Origin of the sequence: Aliagarivorans marinus DSM 23064, from assembly GCF_000429485.1 — a bacterium.
GTDB classification, from domain to species: Bacteria; Pseudomonadota; Gammaproteobacteria; order Enterobacterales; family Celerinatantimonadaceae; genus Aliagarivorans; species Aliagarivorans marinus.
Map to the genome: position 1 here is coordinate 223,925 of NZ_KE386910.1, position 19,176 is coordinate 243,100.

A 19,176-nucleotide genomic window follows, 5' to 3' on the forward strand; every position below is an offset into this window, starting at 1 on the left:
CTGATAGTCGAAGCGTCAATAAGTTAGCGCCCTCGTAAGTTGCGAAGCCGCTTGCTTCGCATTTGGCCGACAAGTCGTTGAAGATTCCGCAAAAGCACAACCGTTCTCATCACTTAGGCAACTATATTCAAGTTTCGGAACAGTTCATCTGCCGGTGAAGTACTAGGGTATTGGCACATTGGCTATTTCTATTTTCAAATAGACACGCACTAAAGCGTTTTGGGTAGCAAATAAGTTTGGGATAGCTATCTCAGCAGTTCTTTGAGGTAGCTATTCCGATTGTGAGAGTGACTAGGCGCTTCGGTGATCTGCCTCATATCGTCCGCGCTCCCAACGATATGAATTTCACTTTCTGCCCTGGTGATTGCGGTATAGAGCCAGGCCCTGTCCACTATCTTTCCTTTTTGCAGGGCAATAATGATGCGTGGGAACTGCGATCCCTGGGCTTTGTGCAGGGTTATTGCATAACCCAGCTCCATGCAATCCAATACAGACTGTGTGACTTCGACCTTATCGCCTGTATCGAGTGTCACTTCTCCGTAACTATCACCTGCTGGTGTGACGCTTGTCAGCGTGCCAAGTGAGCCGTTCTGAATGCCTTTATCGTAGTGGTTCTGTGTGAACAGAATCGCATCATTCACGCGGAGCATCAGAAAGAACTTGTCGCCGTTCATCTCGAACTCAAGGCGGTCGCCATTTGGATTGACCGCATGCTGCGTGAGTTTGTTGATCTCAGATACGAGCGCTTTCGTGGGTGCCATCACGCGGCTGTTGTCAGGTGATTGCTGATACAGATCACAGCAGACTTGCGCAATGTCACCTTTCTTCGCTTCGTGGAAGTGAATAGCACCTGTGCTCAAACGCTCAGGCATCACGCCTTGATTGATCTGCTTGGAGTATTCGGGGATACCTGTCGAACCTTCCTGCCTCTTGACGATATCGAGCATGGTGTTGGCGACGGTTTTTGCTTCAACAATGTCTGCCAGTACCTTACCACACCCGATGGGCGGGAGCTGGTCGGGATCACCCGTTAAAACCAATCGCACTGAGGGGTGGATATGGTTTACCAGTCGGTACATGGTAGGCAAATCAATCATGCTCGCCTCATCGATCACCAGTAGATGATTGGGTTTCCCCGCACTGGGTTCTATGGGTTCCTCGCGCAGTAGCTTGGCAATGGTCGAGGTGATAAAGCCGATGGATTCATGCAGCCTCATGGCCGCTCTGCCACTAAGGGCGACCGCGTGGATCTCAAAGCCCATTTGGTGATAAGCCCTGAGCGCGGTTTTTAGCACCGTTGTCTTGCCTGTTCCTGCGCCTCCGGTAATGCAGCTTAGGGCGTTGTTCAGGCTGGTCGTCACCGCTTCTGTTTGCTTCGCAGTTAAGGCATAGGGCAGTTCGGCAACCGCAGAGCAATATGCATTATTTGCATGCTGGTCATAAAGATTGTTCTGACTCGCCAGGGTTTTGAGTCGTTTGGCTACGACACTTTCCATCAGCAGTTGCGCGGTTGGGTGGTAGGTTCCCGTATCAGGGCTCAGTATGTACTGGGCCTTGTCGTGACCTGCCTTGAATGCCTGTGCAACCAGTACTTTGTCTTTCAACAGTTTGTTAAGATAGGGGCGCACCCTGGCGTGTGTGGTATAGGTGTGGCCTTTTTCTATCTCTTTTCGAATAGTTGCTTCAAGTGCTGCGCTTAGTCTGCGTGGGTCACAATCTGTGACTTCAAGTTTGAAGTCACAATTTGCGACAACAAGATCGACTTGCTCAAATGACATTCCGAACCCAATCAAGACATACGGATTCTGTGTAATCGCCTCGATGGATTCTTCGCCGTGATGCTTGAGTAACCGCTGCTGCACACTGGCTGGAATTTGGTGCTCACTCATCCAGTTGCAGTACGCCAAGTTTTTGTATTTGGCGTACCCCTTGAAAAGAGTGTCTATGGAATCGTCACTCAAAACCGATTTCAGGCGGTTTCTGGATTCAGGGGTATCATTGCGCAACGTCGCATGAAACTCTTTACCCAGGAGCTGCCAGAGCGCTCTGGCTTTACTTTCGCCAATGCCTTTGAACTCTGACTCTCTGGCAATAAAGCGTATCAACTGCTCGCCTGTTTCGGGCAAGGCGCATTCAACGTGCTCAGGTGATTCATAGGTGTGCTGCTGCATCACATAATCACCCGTTTCCATCTCTTCTATTGAGCGCGTGCCTTTGACTGACCAATGCTGGCCGAGGGCTGGTTGTACAGGAATGGTATCGGGATCGGCTTTGATGGTGACGTAATACTTGCTACTGTTGGTTCTGTATGAGTTTTTTGCCAGCGGCACGCCGCTGAAGATGACCATCTTTGTCGAGTTGTATGGGATGCTGGTTACCCGCATCTGGTCTTCATACAAGGCAGCATTCATCGTGGCATCAATCCCATTTCAGAGAGGGTTTCAGACAGTTCACCGAAGCGCTCCAGCCTGCTTTCCAGCTCTTTGACCTTGGCTTTCAGTTCAATGTTCTCGGCCTCCAGTGACGATACCCGCTTTGAGTCGAGCAGCTTACGGTTGGCGGTGTTGTCGTAGGCTTTGGGTTTGTCCGCGTTCTTTCTGGCAGCGTCGGTTAAAGGCGGCAGCACCGCTTTGGCACGTAGTTCATCTTCTAATTCCTTGAGTGCTCTTCTGAGGGCAGGGTTTTGGTTCAGGGCGGACTTACCACAGCCAACCCCCTTGGCGACTTCGATACGATTAAGCTGACCTCTGAACACGATCTGCTTAAAATCGTCATCGGTTTGTGTCGCTCTCCAGACCTCAAATGCTTCAAGGTTATGTTGCGCCTTCTGCTGCCCACTTGCCATATTTTCTATCCCTCTTTGTGATGTTTACTTACTGCCGCTTTCAACGTCTCGTAAGGTCTTTTGAAACACTCCCATGACACTTGGGTTGGTTTTGCCAATGCTGGATAACTTTTGAATGAAAGCTTGAAGTTTACCAATCTCTGAGTGCGCTACTGCTAGCTGCGCTTCGAGTTGGATCACCTTCTCTGCTAATTCCACGTCTTTCTGTAAATAAGAGAGCAGTTCCCTATTGTCAGACGAAACAGGTTTGCCTCTTAAAACTTGCTTTTGTTGTTGATACTCATGTTTGATATTGGCGTATTTATCGAGCGTTTGTCTCGTCGTGGAAACACCTAAGCTGGATTCGATTTTTGTGACTAACAAGTCCCACGTTAATTTACCTTCCCAACTTCTAATGAGAGCTTGTATGGAAATTTGCTGTTCAGTTTCGAGTGATTTAAGTGCCATATCACGTCCTTAGAGTGACCCTAGAAAGCCTAAGAAATTATTTGTGGCTTCGTCGTGGTGTTTAGGTTTTTTTGCCTCAAGTGCAGCTTGAAGGGCTTGCTCGGCATCAGGCAGCGCCAACTTGTGTTCTTCCACGGTTTTTGTCTCTAAATTGGTGATTCTCATGCTGTTTGAATGGGTAAGTAATCGCACCATGCACCCTTTTTCGATGGTGTCATCGGACAGCACTTCGATAAGGTGCTTTAGCATGCACGTGTTGCGATAATGAGTTTTGTACCACATCTGCATGCTTTCACTGGTTACAAAGTTGATGGCGTCCTGAACCTTTTCCAAGTTAAGCGTCTGCACCTTTAAATCCTTCATAAGCAAGGCGATTGCCTCGCTATCATGAGCGATATGGCAAGACGATGAGCACAGGGCACATTGTGTTTCAAACTCCGACATGTAAGTACAAGGTGATAGGGCGAGGTTTTGAGTGCAAAACCCTGTTTCATGAGCAAACGTCGGCGTTTCATTGTCGATCGCCTCATTGTATTGATTCATGGTTCGGATACGAAGACTGACCTTCTCTTCAACCTCGCTTTCGAGCTCATTAGAGTAAGAGATATCCCCAATCACAGAGGCGTTCTCGGCGTCCGTGATATGGATATATGTCAGGGTTTGCTCTGCACTCTTTCGACCTGAGAGAAGGGTGATTAGGTGATGAGGCAATCCTTTTTTCTCAAGGTAATCATTTTGCCAATGGCGCAGTTGGTGCGGCTTGAGCAAAAAGTCGGAGGCAAACCCGTGGCGTTCAAAAAGAGTTAGCCTATTTTTAGCGTGTTTAATTAAATCGTCAGAAAAGAAGCTGCTGAGCGCTGCTATCGGTACCAAAAAGAAAGGGTGTGTTATCCTGCCTCCCATCTGCTTTTCTGTATACATAAACAACGCATGCTCAACATCGACAGACTTCGTTTGCTGACGATTGTAGCCGCTCAGTTGAGATTGATTCATCTCGATGGTGTGATTTTGAAAGGCGGCCACACTTAGCGCTTGTTGGCCTGCGGTATATTTTTGGTATTGGTGTTCTGATGAGAAGCCACTTCCTGTCAGTGCCTGAGCGTAAGGGCAGCGTGTTGTAAATACCAGTGTGTCGGACGGATTAAGCTGGGCGATGGGCTTGAGGAACTTTGGATTATGAGGGTTATTTAAATGTGTTCTGTCTACTGCCCCTTTTGTGTCGGGGGTAACTCGCACGCATTTGTCACTGCCGTCAAAAAAGCCTAGCAGCAAGCCCAGATGCAAAAGGTGGGTGGGTTTGTTCATGGATGGCTTAAGCAGCGCGATGTTCTCATCGCTCGGCTTAAAGTCACCCAACACCTCTTTCAATGGACGTTTGGGCTGTCGATAGAATCGAGCTAGCGCTCTGGCAGGCTCTGTCGCTAGGATAGTGAAGTGCAATGCTCGGTCTACACTCTCAACCATTTCGGCATTGATGTGATTTTGATTGTCCTTGTACCCCTTTGAACCCCGCCAGTTCAGATAATGCACCGTTTTTTCTTGTCCATCGACAATCTCTGTATGGCGTTGCGTGCGTTGTGTTGTCAGGAGCACCTGCTCTGCACCGATGCGATTGGGGGACGCCATGCCCAGCGCTGCCATGGTGCAACTAAAGCTGTCTCGCTGCGTATGCGTCGAAGCAATAAGGGGTTGCCAAGCCTGAATGTTGGTTTTGTCATCATCTTGATAGGGCGGGATAACATCATGGAACACAGCGCCCAGCGCCAATAGCGCTTTTTCCGAAGGCAGTTTGCTTTTCTCCGCCGTCAGCGCGTCATCACCACTTTTATTTCGAATGGATTCATTCTTGGTGCTTATGTAGGGCTGGCAGCTTTTGGGTAGCATTTCATGATGGTGTAGCCAGTTGATGAAAGTAGTTAGGTTCGAAGAGTATGTCATCGAGTCGATAGCGCGTTGAATCTCTTCAAGGGAGGCAGAGGCGACATTCTCACCTAAGTGGCAAAGGAAGAGTCTTGCAGTTGTAATTTTCGTTTTCTTATTGTTTATGCTTACGTTTTCCTTTAATACATTAAGCATATAGGCAAACAACAAATAGTGTGTGTCAGGCGCTAGTCGGTCATCTTCTGTGAAGCGTGTGCCTATGTTTGGTTTGTTTCTATTCAGATTGCAAAACAGAATGTTGATGGTTTTGCTGTCGCTGTCAGTGAATGTCACCGCCATGTCATCCCATGACGCAGGCTCACCTTGAGCGTTAGTAAAGCCTATCAGTGGTTGTGCTTTCTTTTTGGCTACATAAGCACGCTGGCTATCAATGTAGCGATTTATCATGCTCATATCTGGGCACCTACTTTCTGGGTTTTTCTCTCTTCACACAGAGCAATCGTCACTCGGATATAAAGAATGATGGTTTGCAGCCGCTTGACCGTGGCGGGGTGTCCTGATTGACTGTTAATCGCCAGTTTACGCTCGGCTTTATCCAAATACGGCTGATGGTTGGCGGTTTCTAAAGGTCGAAAGTTATCACAGGGGTAGCAGCCCATCGGGGCGGCCCCTTTTGACTGACAACTGGCGCAATTGGCGGGGTTCAGTTGATGCCCCATTTCCTCATCAAAAGGACTTTTAACCACAAAGTCAGGGTGTTGCTGTAACTCTTTCGAAGAGACGCTGTCAAAGCGCAGTATGACACTATTCCCCGCAAAGGCTTGGTCAATTTTGACCCGTTCGGGCGCTTTCAAATCAATATAAGATTCAATTGCATCCACGGTGACACCTGTAATGGCGGCAACTTGTGCGGGGCTTAATCCCATCCAGGCAGCTAGCGTTAACTGAGTGTGACGCCAGCGATTATTTTTAAAGGCAAGGGGCTGATGGGCAATGCGGTCACTTTTAATGTGGAGCTTTTTATTAAAGAGGTAAGCAATAGACTTTGTAAGACGCCCGGACGAGAGATGAAACGCTTCGGATGTGTCGCTCACGGAGCGAAAGAGGCTCTCTCTCGTCTCAAACCTTGCTGAAAATAAACTTTGGTCTGGAAAAAGGGGGAGTTGCTGCATCAGCGCTTCGGTGTCACTCTTAGTCAGCGCGAAGTTGCTCTGGCTCAAGCTGACACATAAATAGGTTTCATACGCTTGGTAATATTGAAGAAACAATTCAGACAGGTTCGTATCGAGTCGATGTGAGCGCGATTCGGCATTGCGTCTAAACCCCCCGTCTTTTCCTTTGAAGGTTCGCAGATGCAATTGCTCAACATCGGAAAAGTGATGCTGTGTAAGCGGTACCCAATCACGATTGCGTTCCTTGTGTGAGGTAAACGCCTGACCTACTCGCAAGACGTCACACCATTTGATTTGAACTAATTGTGAGGGTCTTCTTACGATAGCGACCATCAACTGACAAGCCAGAATATTTCTCAGGCGGGTAAAAGGCTTTGTGGTGGCAAACTCACTATCGAGCGCATTTAGCGTTTCGATTCGCAGTGCTTCTAGAAGATTATCACGCTCGATTTCACTGTATGCACCTGTTGTTTCATCGAGGATGCTTTTTGAACCCCCATTTCTGCCCAAACTTTCCTCTTTAGCGAGCTCATAGAGCGGTGTCAGGATATGGCTACGGTACTCATGGCTTCGCTGACAAAATGCGACTAGCGCATCTCTTGCATTCTTTTTATAGTCGGTGAGCGTTAGCCACCACGCCTCAAACGTTGCTGGCTCTAAATACTGGCAAAGCGTTCTTAATGTGGAGACATGACTAATTAGACTGCCATAGGCGTAGTGTTTGGCCGCGTGTGCAATTGCCAACCGTAGGTCGAGAATAACGTCACTGTCTAACGTGTTCATCCACTCAAGATAAAGGGGTTTCTTGTAACCGAGCACCCACTCATCTGCAAGGAGGTCGAACTCATAGCCTTCCACTTTTGACCGAAAGGTGCGTTTCCCTTCATAAGGATGTTTTACGTCATTTATTTCAAGGGGGGGCATTGGTCACCTCTCAGGTTGGGCACAGATTGGCTTTGGTTCTCCGATGAAATTTCCGCCACCGTCACGGCTAATTGGAATTCGTTGTAGACGGAGGCCATTTTTGAATCTTCCACCCAACCCATCGCATATTTACGAAGATCTTCGATTTTATCGGCTGAAACCCCTTTCTCTCTGGCTTTATCTTCAAATATTTCATTCCATTTATGACGAAGTAAATGGGGGTGAAGTGCTATCCCAATCGCCTTTCCAAAGGTCTTAATGACCTTGTTAATAGCGTTGTAAGACATTGGCTTTCCGATGGTTCTCCCTTTTTCTGAGATGAAGACAAAATCATGATCATGAGCGTTTGGAGTACTGTTGCGCACGGTTTCAATGTAGAGCTTAATGAGCTTCATCAAGTCACAAGAGATGGAAACTGAGAGTGCTTTGGTTTTATTCGCGGCGGGAAGCCGCCTTGTGTCCGTTGGGTCATTAGGTGTTCGGGTCAGTCGGAACCGAGGGTTGCCCCAATCATCTACTAAATCACTCACCTTCAATTTCAATACCGCACCCACACGAGCGCCAGTATCAATCAACATTTGAGCGATGATTTGATTTCGAAGTTTGCTTGACTTGAATGGATTATTCGGAGAACGTTCTTGAATAACATGTAACAATTCAAAGAATTTATCGGATGGGATCGCTGATTCAAAAGCATCCTTAACAACCGTGTTGTCTTTTCTGGAACTAGATATTGTTGTGCTTATATAGAGCTTAAATTTATTAAATTGATTGTCTATTCTGATTTGCTGCACAGTTTCAGCTTTATCATAGTGATGGCACACATATAGGAATTCAATGTAGGCTTTCAGGCGATTTAGGCGCTGATAAAACGTATGTGCTGACACTTCTGGCTGACTGTTGGATGTCGCATGTATCGCATCTCTGATCCTTTTATCAGACAGGCTGAATACTGTGCTGTCTTTGTTATTATCTTCTGTGTCCAAATAAAACTTACAAGCACGAATGTAGTTATCAATTTCTTCAGTTGATAAAAACGTGCCACTTGCTACCCGCTCAACAAGGTCAATACCTTTCTCTTCGAAGAAGCAATATAAAAACTTCAGCTCATAAGCGTATTTCTTTCTGGTATAGAATGAGGTGAACTTTTTTGAGGCGCGTGATTTTTCTATGGAGAGAGGGGAGTTATGATTACCGTTTAGGTAAGCATTCAGGTACAAGCAGCATGGGAGGCAGCCGTTCCTAACTACGACTGGAAACGACGTGCCTTTAATATCCTTATATATCCTAACCTGAACATTATCCTTCAAATCATCCATTACATAATGAAACTATAGTTACACATAAGTTAACTATAGTTTGGGTTTCATTTTTGTAAAGGTAAAAAATCAGGTTTCCACGGGAATCTGCATTGTAGACCAAGTCTGATTCTTTACTTTTTCTTTGGTGGAGAGAACTCGCATAAGTCTTCGATGATGCACGAGCCACAGCGTGGTTTGCGTGCCACACAGGTGTAGCGACCATGTAGGATTAGCCAGTGGTGCACATCTACCTTGAATTCCTTTGGTACCACCTTGAGTAGCTTTTGCTCGACTAAATCGACGTTTTTACCCATCGCAAACTTAGTGCGATTCGATACCCGATAGATATGGGTATCTACGGCGATAGTCGGCCAACCAAAGGCGGTGTTTAGTACCACGTTAGCGGTCTTACGCCCAACGCCGGGAAGTGCTTCCAATGCCTCTCTCGACTCGGGCACCTCACCACCGTGCAGATCTACCAGCATTTGGCAGGTCTTAATCAGGTTCTCGGCTTTGGAGTTAAACAAACCAATGGTTTTGATATAACCCTTTAGCTTTTCCACACCCAGATCCAAGATGGCTTGTGGCGTGTTTGCCACCGGGTAGAGCTTATCGGTGGCTTTGTTGACCGAGACATCGGTGGCCTGCGCCGATAGCAGCACTGCTGCGAGCAGTTCAAACGGCGTGGTGAAGTTGAGCTCGGTCGTCGGGTGTGGGTTGTTATCTCGTAGTCGGGTTAAGATCTCGAGGCGTTTTTCTTTATTCATTCAGCTTCCTGCAAAGCGGGAGTGGACTCAGGTTGTGGCTGTTGTTTGCGCTGGCTAGCGTAGTGATCGATGGCGTTCTTGAGGGCAATCAGGAAACCCATCACCAAAAAGGCGCCCGGCGGCAACAGGGCAACCAGAAACGCTTCGTTAAATTCGAACACAACGATCTTAAGCGAGGCAGCCCAATCACCGAGCAGTAGCTCCATCCCATCGAATAGCGTACCGGCGCCAAGTAGCTCACGGATGGCTCCAACACTTAAGAGCACCAGCGCAAAGCCAAGGCCCATCATGAGGCCATCAAAGGCTGCCGATTTCACATCATTGCGGGCGGCAAAGGCTTCGGCGCGGCCAATGATAATGCAGTTGGTCACGATTAGCGCGATAAACAGGCCCAGGCTTTGATAGAGCTCGTAGGCGAGGGCGTTCATTAGTAGCTGCACACAGGTCACGAAGGTGGCAATTAGCATAATGAACACCGGTATACGGATCTCTTTAGGCACCCAGTTGCGGATCAGTGAAACGCTCACGTTGGACGCGATCAATACTGCAAGGGTGGCTAAGGCCAAGCCGAGCGCATTGGTCACGTTCGACGTGACTGCCAGCAGCGGACACAAGCCGAGAAGCTGAACCAACCCGGGATTGTTCTTCCAAAGCCCTTGCCAGGCAATCTTTTTGTAATCAGTCATGGCTATTGCTCGCAGGGTTACAGGTTAGCATCGTCCACAGAGGCGTGGGTTTGATGATAGAGCAGGGTGTTACGCACGGCTTTCACTGCTGCTCGTGGCGTGATGGTGGCACCGGTAAAACTATCGAACTGGCCGCCGTCTTTCTTCACCGCCCAGCGGCTATCTTCGTCGCTGTTAAGTCGCTGACCGGCAAAGCTGGTGATCCAGTCGCTTTTGCGCAGTTCGAGCTTATCACCTAGTCCAGGGGTCTCGCTGTGCTGTAACACCCGAACGCCGGTCACGGTATTGTTATCGTCGATGCCAACCAGTAGCAGTATGTCGCCGTTGTAGCCGTCTGGTGCGACAGTCTGATAAACCGTGGCAACCGCTTGGCCTTCTTTTTCAATCTGCCAGCTTGGCAGCGCCTCTGCTGTGCCTAAGAACTGCTGGCTAACATTACTAAAGCAGCGTGCGTCAAAGCCACCAAAGACTACCTCTTCGGGCAGCACTTCCTGCATTTGTCGCTCGGTTTGCAGCTGCAATTGCTCAGCAATCAAAGGAGATGTGAACCAGTTGACCGCCGATACCAAGGCGGTACACGCGGCAGCAAAGCCGGCTAGCTTGAGCGCGTTTTGCTGAATGGATTTACGCTGCTCAGTCATCGTCATGCTCCACGTTGTAGCCATATACCCGCGTTTTGGTGAAGTGGTCGATCATCGGTACACACATATTGGCAAGCAGTACTGAGAATGCGACTGCATCGGGATAGCCGCCCCAGGTGCGTATAATGTAGACAAATAACGCAATAAGTGCGGCGAAAATCATTCGGCCACGCGGCGAGGTCGCGGCACTTACCGGATCGGTGATGATGAAGAATGCGCCCAACATGGTCGCACCGGAGAGTAGGTGGAGCGACACCGGTGCCGCGTTAGTTAGCCCAAACAGTTGCCCCCAGATACCTAGTACGATAAGACTTACCAAGAATGCGACGGGCAGATGCCAGCGGATAACCTTGAGGTAGAGTAGTGCACAGCCACCTAGAAGATAGGCCAGGTTGATAATCTGCCAGCCATGTCCGGCGATTGCGCCAAACTGCACGCCTTGCAAGATCTCCTCGGTCATCAATCCTTGGCTGAGTCCTGTTTTAACTGCGTCGAGCGGCGTTGCTAAGGTATGGCCGTCGACACTGGCGATCTGCAGCAGGCTAAAGCCATCGCGCGTAAAACCGGTGAAGATCAGACGCAAGCCATCGCTCAGCGACAGGCTCTCAGCCAGCAGTGATTGAGGCGGGATCCACGAGGTCATGGTCACCGGAAACGACACCAGCAGCAACACATAGGCAGCCATAGCGGGGTTAAACAGGTTGTTGCCCAAACCGCCATACAGTTGCTTTACCACCGCGATAGCAAATACCCCTCCGATAACGGCAGCCCACCAGGGCGCATAGGCCGGCAGTGCCAAACCTAGCAGCACGGCAGTAACCAGTGCGCTGTTATCGGCCAAGGCCGCCGCTGGGCTTCGGCCACGTAATAGTTGAGTCGCTGTTTCAGTAGCCAAGGCTGCACTGCTTGCCAGCAACACCTGAACTAGCGTACCGATGCCAAAGTAGTAACTCTGTGCAATAAAGCCAGGTAGCAGGCACACTATCACCCAAAACATTAAGGTTTGGGTGCGCAGAGGTTTGCGGATAAAGGGAGAGCTGAGTAGGTTATTCGTCATTGTCGCTTTCCATGGAAGACGCGGCTTTTGCTGCTTGTTTTGCTTTGGCTGCGGCAATCGCTTTAGCTACTGCGGCGCTGCGTTTAGGAGGCGATGTTGCATCGGATGATTCTACGGGAGAATCACTCGAGGCAACAGGGCGCGCATCTTCACTGTGTTCGTTCTGCGCTTGTTGCAGCTGCTCTTGGGCCATCTTCTTAGCCTTTGCTCTGGCAATAGCCGCAGCAACTGCTGGGTTGGCGGATGACTTAGCCGGTTTAGCGTCACCGGCTGCGTTTTCGTCCTGAGCTTGCAGCTCGGCTTGGGCCTTCTTGGCTTTAGCACGCGCAATCGCCGCAGCTACTGCGGGATTGGCTGAAGACGCAGTTTGGGATTCGGCGTTTTCTGGCCGTTCAAGCTCAGGCTGTTCACTCTGGGATGCTTTTTTCGCTTTAGCACGGGCGACAGCAGCTGCTACAGCCGCATCTTTCGCATTTGCAGATGGCTGTTCAGCAGCTTGCTTCTTCGCCTTGGCTCGGGCGATTGCCGCCGCTACGGCAGGGTTGCTAGACGAACTGCTTGGCTTCACAGCAGTATCATCAGACTCTGATGCATCGGTTTGTTGCGCTTTTTTCGCCTTGGCACGGGCGATCGCTGCTGCGACCGCGGGATTGGCGGAAGTAGCCGGTTTACTGCCTTCTGCTTCTGTAGGTTGCTCACTGTTGCGCTTGGCTTTTGCTCTGGCAATCGCAGCTGCCACTGCCGGGTTGTCTGATTTAGCCGGGGCGCTTTGCTCGTTGTCGCCTTCACGCTTGGCTTTAGCACGCGCTAAGGCCGCAGCCACCGCTGTATTGGTGGTCTTAGCATCCTTCGCTGCACGAGCCTGGGCCTTACGGGCTTTTCTGGCGGCGATAGCGGCGCTGTTATCTGGCACCAGCTCGCCTTGCTCATTTTCAATGGCTTTGATCTCTACCTGCTTGCTCTGCATGCGTTGCAGTGCCGCTTTGACCGGATCGTTACCTGCACCTTGGGCCTGTTGCAGGCGACGCTCAGCGGCTTGTTTCTGGCGAGCCTTACGTTCGGCCTGTTCCTTCTCAAGGCGAAGCTTGCGTGCATCGAAGCGTTGCTTGGCGCGTTCTGCTTCATGCGCCAGCAGGTCTTCAGCGCGTACCTTCGCCTTAGTCTGGCGATAGTACTGCACCAGTGGGATAGCGCTAGGGCAGACGTAGGCGCATGCACCACACTCAATGCAGTCCATCAGTTTATAACTGCGAGATTTCTCAAGGTCATCGCCCTTGGCATACCAATACAGCTGCTGAGGCAGCAGCCCCATGGGGCAAGCTTGAGCGCATTCGCCACAGCGAATACAGGCCTGCTCTTGGGCTTGCGCCGGGGTGTTGTTAACCAGAATACAGTTGGCTGTTTTAACGATCGGACTGGCCAGATTGGGCAACATAAAGCCCATCATCGAGCCACCCATAATCGCTTGGTGGTGAGTGCCCAGCTTTTGTTGTTCCAACAAGTGCGAGACTGGCGTACCGATGGCCACCCAATAGTTACGGGGCTCACCCACATGATCACCCGCTAAGGTAACAATCCGCGAAATCAACGGTTCGCCATGATCGACGGCGCGTTGCACCGCATATGCCGTTCCCACATTGTGTACCAGAATGCCTTGATCGATAGGCAACTGACCGGCCTTTAACTCACGCCCGGTGAGTACCTGAACCAGTTGTTTTTCACCACCGGACGGGTACTTAGTCGGAATCGCCCGTACAACGATGTTATCGCCCGCAGCCGCTTGTAGCGCTTTAATGGCTTCTGGTTTGTCGTCTTCGACGGCGACTATCACTAGCTTGGGAGACAGCGCTTTTTCCAGCAGCGAAACGCCACGTAGCAGTGCCTCGGCGTAGTTACGCATCAAACAGTCGTCTGATGAGATGTAGGGCTCGCACTCGGCGCCATTGATGATCAGCACGTCCAACGGCTTGTTTGGTGAAATTTTTAGAGCAGCCGGGAAGCCTGCACCGCCCATCCCGGAGATACCCGCTTGGTGGACCCGTTCACATATAAGCTCAGGCGTGAGTTCAGCCTCAAGGAGCGGCGCCATAAAGGCATTTTGATCTTGAATACTGCTCGGCTCGATTACCACCGCCAACTCGCTGATACCGGAGGGGTGAGCCGACGGTCGCGCTTCGATAGCCACCACTGTGCCGCAACAGGGGGCATGCACAGGCGGGCTTTGATAAAAGCGTGATTCAGTCAGCGCTTGTCCGGTCTTCACGGTACTGCCCACCTCAACGCATACCTTGGCCGGGCTGCCAATGTGTTGCTGCAGGGGCACCACCAGTTGTTTGGCCAGCGTTAGGGTTTCCGGCTTGTCGCAATCGATATTGTCTTTCTTGGTGGCGGGGTGAACGCCACCTTGATAACGCCACAGTTGGCCTTGTTTGATTTTATCGAGCCAACTACGCATTATCGGCCTCCTCAAGCTTCGCCGATTCGCTGGCTACATCGATAACTGCGATGTCAATCTTGTTGAGCTGCCAATCCCAGGTGCGCGAGGTCTGCGCAATCGGGCGCATCTCAATGCAATCGGTCGGGCAGGGCGCGACACACAGTTCGCAACCGGTGCACTCCTTGGTAATGATGGTGTGCATCTGCTTGTTGGCACCTACAATGGCATCCACCGGACAGGCTTGAATACACTTGGTACAACCGATACAGGCCTCTTCGTGGATAAACGCTACCGATTTGGGCTTCTCTTTCTCTTGGGCAGATGCATCTAGCTCGGGCACCTCGACACCGAGTAAATCGGCGAGCTTCTCTACGGTTTCCTGGCCACCGGGCGGGCACTTGTTAATGGCCTCGCCCTTAGCGATGGCTTCGGCATAGGGGCGACAACCGGGATGACCACATTGACCACACTGGGTCTGCGGTAGCAGTTGCTCTACTTGATCGGCGATGGGATCGCCTTCTACACGATAACGAATAGCGGCAAACCCGAGGATCCCCCCGAAGATGGCAGCTAGTACGGTTAGCGCAATAATTGCTTCTATCATCTTTACTACTTAATCAAACCGCTAAAACCAACAAAGGCCAAAGACATCAAGCCGGCGGTAATCATCGCGATGGCTGCGCCTCGAAACGGAAGTGGAACGTCGGCGGCGACCAAACGCTCGCGCATCGCTGAGAACAGCACCAGCACCAGCGAAAAGCCTAGCGCGGCGCCAAAGCCGTAGATAACCGACTGAATAAAGTTGTGCCCTTCATTAACGTTAAGCAGTGCAACCCCGAGGACTGCACAGTTAGTGGTAATCAACGGCAGATATATGCCGAGTACGCGGTGAAGGGTAGGACTGGTTTTCTGCACGAACATCTCGGTAAACTGAACCACTACCGCGATCACCAAAATAAAGCTCATGGTGCGCAAGTAGCCGAGATTAAGTGGAAGTAGCAGATAAGTCTCAATCAGGTACGAGCTGAGTGAGGCGAGGGTCAACACAAAGGTGGTGGCCAGCGCCATGCCAATGGCAGACTCTACCTTGCCTGATACACCCATAAATGGGCACAAGCCGAGAAACTTTACTAATACAAAATTGTTGACCAACACGGTGGCTATCAACAACAGCAAATACTCTGTCATGCGGAAAAATCGAGGTTAAAATTCAGGATATTATCCTTGTTTGTGAGCGGCTTAACAACCTTGCTTTTGCAGGGGCATTCTCGGCATAAATTAAGTTGATTAGTTATTGGTCGATCACACTCTTTCTCCCACCAATCTGCAGCAAACTTGATCGTGATCAATTCATTTCGAGATCGTTTATATCAGCCATAGCCACCACATCTAGTGGTTATTAGAATATACAAACACAATATATGGTCATCGCCGTCAATATTGGCCCTAGAGCCAGTACTGGCGCGTGTTTACGTGCTGTACCCAACACCACCGGAGAATATAAAACGTGAAACCCGTCGTGATAAAGCGAGATGGAAGCCGAGTCCCTTATGATGCAAAACGCATTGTAGAAGCTGTGATTAAAGCGGCCAAAGCGGTAGGTGCCAGCGACGACTTGCTGTCGTTGCGTGTCGCTCAGATCGTCACTGAACAGTTTATGCACCGCGAAGAGGTGGATATTAACGAGATCCAAGGTGCGGTTGAAAACCACCTAATGGACAGTGACCACAAATCATTGGCGCGCGCGTACATTGAGTACCGTCACGATCGCGACGTAGCACGTGAACACCGTAGCTCATTGAGCAAAGAGATCCGCGGTTTGGTTGAACAAAGCAACGCTGCTTTGTTGAACGAAAACGCCAACAAAGACAGCAAGGTGATCCCGACCCAGCGTGACCTGCTGGCGGGTATCGTTGCGAAGCACTATGCCAAGAGCCACTTGCTGCCACGCGATGTGGTAACCGCCCATGAGCGCGGCGAGATTCACTTCCACGACCTGGATTACGCACCGTTCTTCCCGATGTTCAACTGTATGTTGATCGACCTGGAAGGCATGCTGACCGGCGGCTTTAAGATGGGTAATGCCGAAATCGACACACCGAAGTCTATCTCGACTGCCACTGCGGTAACCGCGCAGATCATCGCGCAGGTGGCATCGCACATCTACGGCGGCACCACCATTAACCGCATCGACGAGATCCTTGCGCCATACGTGGTAAAAAGCTTCAACAAGCACCTGTCGGTAGCGCAGGAGTGGGAGATTGCCGATCCGCATGCCTACGCCAAGCAGCGCACTGAGAAAGAGTGTCACGACGCGTTCCAATCGCTGGAGTACGAAGTCAACACCTTGCACACCGCCAACGGCCAAACCCCGTTTGTCACCTTTGGTTTCGGTCTGGGCGAGTCGTGGGAAGCCAAGCTTATCCAACGCTCTATTCTAGAGAACCGTATTTCCGGTTTGGGCAAAAACGCCAAGACCGCGGTATTCCCGAAACTGGTATTCGCCATTAAAGACGGCGTAAACCATAAAGCGGCCGATCCAAACTACGACATCAAGCAGCTAGCACTAGAGTGCTCAAGCAAGCGTATGTACCCAGATATCCTGAACTACGACAAAGTGGTTGAGGTTACTGGCTCGTTCAAGACGCCAATGGGCTGCCGTAGCTTCCTGGGCACCTACGAAGAAGAAGGTCAGCTGATCCACGAAGGTCGTAACAACCTGGGTGTGGTTAGCCTTAACCTGCCACGGATTGCGATTGAAGCGCAGCACGACGAAACCCGCTTCTTCGAAATCCTAGAGAAGCGTTTGGTTATCGCTAAGCGCGCGCTGGATTCTCGCATCGAGCGTTTGAAAGGCGTAAAAGCCCGCGTTGCTCCAATCCTGTACATGGAAGGAGCGTGTGGTGTGCGCTTGAAAGCCGACGACGAGATTACCGAGATCTTCAAAAACGGCCGCGCCTCTATCTCGCTGGGCTACATCGGTCTGCATGAAACGGTGAACGCGCTGTACGGCGATGAGACCCATGTTTACGACTCAGAAGCACTGCGCGAAAAAGCCGTGACCATCGTTGAGAAGCTAAAGCAAACCACCGAAGCGTGGAAAGATGAGAGCGGCTATGGCTTCAGCCTGTACGCTACGCCAAGTGAAAACTTATGTAACCGCTTCTGCTCCATCGATACCAAGAAGTTTGGCGTGATCAATGGTGTAACCGACAAAGGTTACTACACCAACAGCTTCCACCTGGACGTTGAGAAGAAGGTTACCCCCTACGATAAGATCGACTTCGAGATGCCATACCCATCGCTCTCAAGCGGCGGCTTTATCTGCTACGGCGAATACCCGAACATGCAGCACAACGTCGAAGCTTTGGAAGACGTGTGGGATTACAGCTACAGCCGCGTGCCTTACTACGGCACCAACACCCCGATCGATGAGTGTTACAGCTGTGAGTACACCGGAGAGTTCGAGTGCACCAGTAAAGGCTTTGTCTGCCCAAGTTGCGGTAACAGCGACCCAAGCAAGGTATCAGTAACCCGCCGCGTGTGTGGTTACCTGGGCAGCCCAGATGCGCGTCCGTTTAACTACGGCAAGCAAGAAGAAGTTAAACGTCGAGTGAAACACCTCTAATGAACTACCACAAGTACCACAGCGTTGACGTCGTTAACGGCCCGGGAACCCGCTGCACCCTGTTTGTATCAGGGTGCGAGCACCAGTGCCGCGGTTGCTATAACAAAAGCACTTGGCGTTGCGATTCAGGGTTTGAGTTCGACGACCAACTCGAGCAGCAGATCATCGATGATCTCAATGATCAGCGAATTCGCAAACGCGGTTTAACCCTGAGTGGCGGCGATCCGCTGCACCCAGCAAACGTCGCTGCGGTGCTGCGCCTGGCAAAGCGTGTTAAGCAAGAGTGTACGGGCAAGGATATCTGGCTTTGGACCGGTTACACCTTGGCGGAGCTATCTGATGAGCAACGCGCGGTACTTGAGTATGTTGATGTGATGATCGACGGCAAGTTTGAACAAGAGCTGGCCGATGCAAAACTCAAATGGCGTGGCAGCAGTAACCAAAATGTTCTGTATGCGCCGTTCGATAAACCAGAGCGAGCCCCACAAACTGGTTTAATAGACGTGTTAGCTATCTAGTTTCCCGCATGAATACTTCAAAAGGCGCCTGTTATGGCGCCTTTTTTGTGTTTGTAGTTCGGTAGGTTTCCCTGAAAAGGGGGTAGAGCGGTTAAGTACCCGAAGCTTCGTAAAGCGGGCCATTTGCCTCCAACTCGATAAGATAAAGGCGGGTATCGAGCTCTCGCTGGTGATAGTCGGGCTGCATATGCTGGCAAAGCTGATAGAAAGCCTTGTCGTGATTGGCTTCTTTAAGATGAGCAAGTTCATGCACCAGAATCATCTCCAGCATCCCTAAGGGGGCGTCTTTAAACAATCGGCTAATGCGGATCTCATTCTTGCTTTTGAGCTTGTTGCCCTGTACTCGAGAAATACGGGTATGGGTGCCGAGGGCATGCTTGACCAGGTGAATGTTGGGGTCGTAAGCCACCTTCGATAAGGGTGCAGCGCGTTTCATATAGCGCCGCTTGTATTGCTCAACCAGATCGCGCAACGCACTATCTGAGCGAACATCGTGGGTCGTCGGGTAACGAGAGGTTAGATAGTGACCCAGCGAACCTTGAGCAAGCAACTGTTCTACCTGAGTGCGGATCTGTTGTGGGTAATGGGCGATGTACTTGAGATGATCGGACATAAGGAACGATAAAAACCGAATATATGGCGCGCTACAGTTTCAAAACTGGATTCAATGTAACGGTATTGCGAGCAGCTGTCACTAGCGCATGCGTAAGCTGGGATAGTCGAGTAGGGGATAGGCGTACTACTGGAGCGAAAGGGATTGTGAAGGATAACTAAGAAGTGGCTCCCCAGGTTGGAGTTGAACCAACGACACATGGATTAACAGTCCACCGCTCTAACCAACTGAGCTACTGGGGAATCGAATTGTTTTTGCC

General features: G+C 50.5%; 16 protein-coding genes and 1 tRNA gene. 2 read left to right on the forward strand and 15 right to left on the reverse strand.

Annotated elements, in window-relative coordinates:
- Positions 1–245: 245 nt before the first annotated feature.
- From G461_RS0122620 to rsxA, 13 genes are all read right to left on the reverse strand, one after another.
- Positions 246–2,411, reverse strand: coding sequence for an AAA family ATPase (locus tag G461_RS0122620; protein ID WP_026973563.1), 2,166 nt, complete (start codon positions 2,409–2,411; stop codon positions 246–248).
- Complete coding sequence (locus G461_RS0122625) at positions 2,408–2,845, reverse strand: VPA1267 family protein (protein WP_026973564.1); 438 nt, start codon at positions 2,843–2,845, stop codon at positions 2,408–2,410. The genes G461_RS0122620 and G461_RS0122625 overlap by 4 nt, the downstream gene beginning before the upstream one ends.
- A 24-nt stretch (positions 2,846–2,869) precedes the next feature.
- Positions 2,870–3,292 carry a hypothetical protein gene (locus tag G461_RS0122630; protein WP_026973565.1) on the reverse strand — a complete coding sequence of 141 codons (423 nt, stop codon included), beginning with the start codon at positions 3,290–3,292 and terminating at the stop codon, positions 2,870–2,872.
- Positions 3,293–3,301: 9 nt separating this feature from the next.
- Positions 3,302–5,626 carry a hypothetical protein gene (locus G461_RS0122635; protein WP_026973566.1) on the reverse strand — a complete coding sequence of 775 codons (2,325 nt, stop codon included), beginning with the start codon at positions 5,624–5,626 and terminating at the stop codon, positions 3,302–3,304.
- The gene (locus tag G461_RS0122640) at positions 5,623–7,269 is read right to left on the reverse strand and encodes a hypothetical protein (RefSeq protein ID WP_026973567.1); all 1,647 of its coding nucleotides are present in this window, start codon (positions 7,267–7,269) and stop codon (positions 5,623–5,625) included. The genes G461_RS0122635 and G461_RS0122640 overlap by 4 nt, the downstream gene beginning before the upstream one ends.
- Complete coding sequence (locus G461_RS0122645) at positions 7,251–8,588, reverse strand: tyrosine-type recombinase/integrase (protein ID WP_026973568.1); 1,338 nt, start codon at positions 8,586–8,588, stop codon at positions 7,251–7,253. The genes G461_RS0122640 and G461_RS0122645 overlap by 19 nt, the downstream gene beginning before the upstream one ends.
- Before the next feature lie 113 nt (positions 8,589–8,701).
- Entirely contained in the window at positions 8,702–9,337 is a 636-nt protein-coding gene (nth, locus tag G461_RS0122650) for an endonuclease III (RefSeq protein WP_026973569.1), read from the reverse strand.
- Complete coding sequence (locus G461_RS0122655; protein WP_026973570.1) at positions 9,334–10,023, reverse strand: electron transport complex subunit E; 690 nt, start codon at positions 10,021–10,023, stop codon at positions 9,334–9,336. Before G461_RS0122655 ends, nth begins: the two co-directional genes overlap by 4 nt.
- 17 nt (positions 10,024–10,040) lie before the next feature.
- Positions 10,041–10,664 (reverse strand): electron transport complex subunit RsxG, encoded by a 624-nt coding sequence (gene rsxG / locus G461_RS0122660; RefSeq protein WP_035481149.1) that lies wholly within the window; start codon positions 10,662–10,664, stop codon positions 10,041–10,043.
- Positions 10,657–11,721, reverse strand: coding sequence for an electron transport complex subunit RsxD (gene rsxD / locus G461_RS0122665; RefSeq protein WP_026973572.1), 1,065 nt, complete (start codon positions 11,719–11,721; stop codon positions 10,657–10,659). The genes rsxG and rsxD overlap by 8 nt, the downstream gene beginning before the upstream one ends.
- Positions 11,711–14,176 (reverse strand): electron transport complex subunit RsxC, encoded by a 2,466-nt coding sequence (gene rsxC / locus G461_RS0122670; protein ID WP_026973573.1) that lies wholly within the window; start codon positions 14,174–14,176, stop codon positions 11,711–11,713. Before rsxC ends, rsxD begins: the two co-directional genes overlap by 11 nt.
- Positions 14,169–14,762, reverse strand: a complete 594-nt coding sequence (gene rsxB / locus G461_RS0122675) for an electron transport complex subunit RsxB (RefSeq protein WP_026973574.1) — start codon at positions 14,760–14,762, stop codon at positions 14,169–14,171. Before rsxB ends, rsxC begins: the two co-directional genes overlap by 8 nt.
- A 5-nt stretch (positions 14,763–14,767) precedes the next feature.
- Entirely contained in the window at positions 14,768–15,346 is a 579-nt protein-coding gene (rsxA, locus tag G461_RS0122680) for an electron transport complex subunit RsxA (RefSeq protein WP_026973575.1), read from the reverse strand.
- A gap of 319 nt (positions 15,347–15,665) precedes the next feature.
- On the opposite strand from rsxA, the gene nrdD reads away from it, so the two are divergent.
- Both nrdD and nrdG read left to right on the forward strand, forming a co-directional pair.
- A complete protein-coding gene (nrdD, locus tag G461_RS0122685; RefSeq protein ID WP_026973576.1) occupies positions 15,666–17,786 on the forward strand; it encodes an anaerobic ribonucleoside-triphosphate reductase in 2,121 nt (706 codons plus the stop codon).
- Positions 17,786–18,304 (forward strand): anaerobic ribonucleoside-triphosphate reductase-activating protein, encoded by a 519-nt coding sequence (gene nrdG, locus G461_RS25260; RefSeq protein ID WP_051333781.1) that lies wholly within the window; start codon positions 17,786–17,788, stop codon positions 18,302–18,304. Before nrdD ends, nrdG begins: the two co-directional genes overlap by 1 nt.
- A 91-nt stretch (positions 18,305–18,395) precedes the next feature.
- Here nrdG and G461_RS0122695 read toward each other — a convergent pair whose 3' ends face one another.
- Both G461_RS0122695 and G461_RS0122700 read right to left on the reverse strand, forming a co-directional pair.
- Positions 18,396–18,917, reverse strand: coding sequence for a M48 family metallopeptidase (locus G461_RS0122695; RefSeq protein WP_026973577.1), 522 nt, complete (start codon positions 18,915–18,917; stop codon positions 18,396–18,398).
- 165 nt (positions 18,918–19,082) lie between these two features.
- A tRNA-Asn gene (locus G461_RS0122700) sits at positions 19,083–19,159 on the reverse strand.
- Positions 19,160–19,176: the final 17 nt, after the last annotated feature.